We start from the raw sequence: 3058 nt of genomic DNA, 5'->3' as shown, positions 1-3058 counted from the left end.
GAGCATTATTTTCGACCTTGCGCGGACGGCGGCTGCGCACCGGCTTTTTCTCTTCCGGTCCGTCATTCGCTTCCATATCGTCGCGATCATTGCGGTCGTCGCGTTGCTGACGATTTTGCTGTGCTTCCTGCGGGCGGCCGCGATGATTGTCGCCATCATTGTCCCGGGCATTGTCCCGGGCATTGTCCCGGCCATTGTCGCTGGAATCATCCTGGCCTGAGCCGTTGCCGCGATTGTCATTCCGGTTGTCGCCGCGTGGTTCTTCGCGGGCGATCCGCTGTTCTTCGCGGCGAGCAACGGTATCGGCGTTCACCCGGAAATAATGGTCGGCAAATTGATGATAATATTCGGCCTGGACGCGATCGCCATTGACCTGCGCATCCTGCGCCATTTTCTTGAATTTGTCGAGCATCTGGACCGCATTGCCCCGCGCGCGGCTGTCAATGCGGTTATCGCGATCGGATCCGCCACTGCGGTTGCTCTGAGGGCGATTATTATTGGTGTTCCGGCTGCGCCCGCGGCGGCCAGGTTGACGATTGTTCATCAAATTGAAGGTATCCTTATACCGTTTATAAACTTGGTCTTTCTCAAGTCATTGCCACACTCTGATGGCGATTGCGCTGCATACAACCCGTCCACAGCGGCCCATACAAGACAAATACGCGCCGAAATCCAGCAACATTATCGAGTTGGCGGCAGGCCAGTGATTTTGGGAAAAAGCCAGAAATCCTCTGGGCCTGCTCCAGTCTTAGCGACTCGCTTCGGCAAAACCAAGCCCTTTTTACCGATGCAGGATCAGCATGCGGTCATTGCCGGATAAATCTTGTTTAAGTTCAATATGATAGCTATTTTTCACGGCTATTTCCGATACCGGATTTGCCTGATCAAAGCCGATTTCCAGCAGCGCTGTACCATCCGGCGAGAGCAGCTTTTCGAGCGCGGGGAGGATGATCCGATAGTCATCCAGCCCCTGTTCGCCGGCAAACAGCGCCTGATGCGGTTCGAAATCGGCGACATCTGCCGATAATTGCGCGCCGGTCGCGACATAGGGCGGGTTGGCGAGAATCAGATCGAATCCGGAACCCAGCGCGCCGGTCCAGTCGGGCAGGGTCCAGTCCAGCAGCAGGAAGCTGCTACGGTCAGCCAGTCCCAGCGCATCGGCATTATTGTGGGCGATCTGCAAGGCGGCAGCGCTGGCATCCATCCCCACGCCTCTGGCGTCCGGAAATTCATGCAGGGCTGCGAGCAGCAATGCGCCGCTGCCGGTACCCAGATCGACGATCCTGCGCGGCGGCGCGGCGGCGAATTTCCGGACCGCCTCCTCGATCAGCAATTCGCTGTCGGGACGGGGAATCAGGACATCGGGCGTCACCTGAAAATCAAGGCCCCAGAATTGCTTCTGGCCGATGATATGGGCAATCGGTTCGGACCGCTGCCGCCGGTCGACCAGCCCGGAAAATCCGGCTGGCACGTCCACGCCGGGCAATTTCAGCAGCAGTTCCGACCGTTCGATCTGCAGGGCATAGGCCATCAGCAATTCTGCATCGAGACGGGGGCTGTCGGAGATTCCGGCCAGTCTCTGCGCGGCCTCGCGCAACGCGCCGGCCGCGTCACCCATCCAGATTGGCAAGCCGGCTGGCTTCATCCTCGGCGATCAGCGCGTCGATCATTTCCCCGAGCGCCGTGCCCTCGATGATTTCGGGCAGCTTGTGCAGGGTCAGGTTGATCCGGTGATCGGTCACTCGCCCCTGCGGATAATTATAGGTGCGGATGCGCTCGCTGCGATCGCCGGACCCGACCATCGACTTGCGCGCTTCGGCTTCCTCGCTTTGCGCGGCGTCGCGCTCCTGTTCGTAGAGCCGCGCCGCCAGCACCTTCATCGCCTGCGCTTTGTTCTTGTGCTGCGACTTGCCGTCCTGGCATTGCACCACCAGCCCGGTGGGCAAATGGGTGATCCGGATCGCGCTGTCGGTCTTGTTGACATGCTGGCCACCGGCGCCGCTGGCCCGGTAGGTGTCGATCCGCAAGTCCTCGGTGCGGATCTTGATATCGACTTCCTCGGGCTCCGGCAGAATTGCGACTGTTGCCGCCGAGGTGTGGATCCGCCCGCCGCTCTCCGTTTCCGGCACGCGCTGGACCCGGTGCACGCCCGATTCGAATTTCAGCTTGGCGAACACGCCCTTGCCCTGGATGTTGGCGACCACTTCCTTGAAGCCGCCGACTTCCGAGGCATTGGCGGAGATCATCTCGACCTTCCAGCCCTGTTCCTCGGCATAATGGCTGTACATACGGAACAGATCGCCAGCAAAAAGCGCTGCTTCGTCACCGCCGGTTCCCGCGCGGATTTCGAGCATCGCCGGGCGGTCATCGGCGCTGTCCCTGGGCAGCAATTGCAGCGCCAGCGCATGCTCGGCGGCAGCCAATGCCTTTTTGACACTGTCCACTTCATCGGCGGCCATCGCCTTCATCTCGGCATCATCGCCGGCGAGCATCTCGGCCAGGCTTTCCTGTTCGTCGCGCAGGGACTTTATTCGGGTGGCAGCGATGGCTACCGGTTCAATCTCGGCATATTCCTTCGAAACGGAGACGAATCTGTCGCTTTCAAGATCGCCCGAGGCCATCAGCGCCTGCAATTCGGCAAAACGCGCCTCGATCTGTGCCAGTCTTTGCGGAGTGATGGCCGTCATGCAGACAAGGCCTCGACCAGGCCACTCAGGACAATCTCGCGCTGATCGCCGGTTTCCAGATTCTTGACCGCTGCCACGCCGTTGGCCAGTTCGTTTTCACCGATAATGACAACATGCGCCGCACCGGCAGCATTGGCTTTCTGCATCCGCTTTTTCATATTGCCCTTGTAGGCCATGTCGCAGCTGACGCCGGCTCTGCGCAATGCACCCATCAGCTTCATCGCCGCCAGTTCACAGCCATCGCCCAGCGGGATGAAAATGGCATCGGCGCCAATGGCTTCGGGTTCATCCAGCAACATCCCCAAGCGCTCGATCCCGGCGGCCCAGCCGACCGCCGGCGTATGCGGCCCGCCCAGCGATTCGATCAGCCC

The 3058-nt window shown here is 60.3% G+C and carries 4 protein-coding genes; all 4 read right to left on the bottom strand.

The window, feature by feature from the left end; translation table 11 throughout:
- Nucleotides 1–544: DUF4167 domain-containing protein (locus tag ACEW8J_RS14810; protein ID WP_373492411.1), on the bottom strand; the 544-nt coding region annotated here is incomplete at its 3' end.
- A gap of 237 nt (nucleotides 545–781) precedes the next feature.
- On the bottom strand, nucleotides 782–1618 hold the full coding sequence (prmC, locus tag ACEW8J_RS14805) for a peptide chain release factor N(5)-glutamine methyltransferase (RefSeq protein WP_373492410.1): 837 nt from the start codon (nucleotides 1616–1618) through the stop codon (nucleotides 782–784).
- The gene (prfA, locus tag ACEW8J_RS14800) at nucleotides 1611–2687 is read right to left on the bottom strand and encodes a peptide chain release factor 1 (protein ID WP_373492409.1); all 1077 of its coding nucleotides are present in this window, start codon (nucleotides 2685–2687) and stop codon (nucleotides 1611–1613) included. The genes prmC and prfA overlap by 8 nt, the downstream gene beginning before the upstream one ends.
- Nucleotides 2684–3058 (bottom strand): His/Gly/Thr/Pro-type tRNA ligase C-terminal domain-containing protein (locus tag ACEW8J_RS14795; RefSeq protein ID WP_373492408.1); only part of this gene is annotated, 375 nt, incomplete at its 5' end. The genes ACEW8J_RS14795 and prfA, both read right to left, overlap by 4 nt.

Origin of the sequence: Parasphingorhabdus sp. (assembly GCF_041748495.1) — a bacterium.
Taxonomy (GTDB): domain Bacteria; phylum Pseudomonadota; class Alphaproteobacteria; order Sphingomonadales; family Sphingomonadaceae; genus Parasphingorhabdus.
Note: the sequence above shows the minus strand (reverse complement) of the source record. Positions and strands in the feature narration are given on the sequence as shown.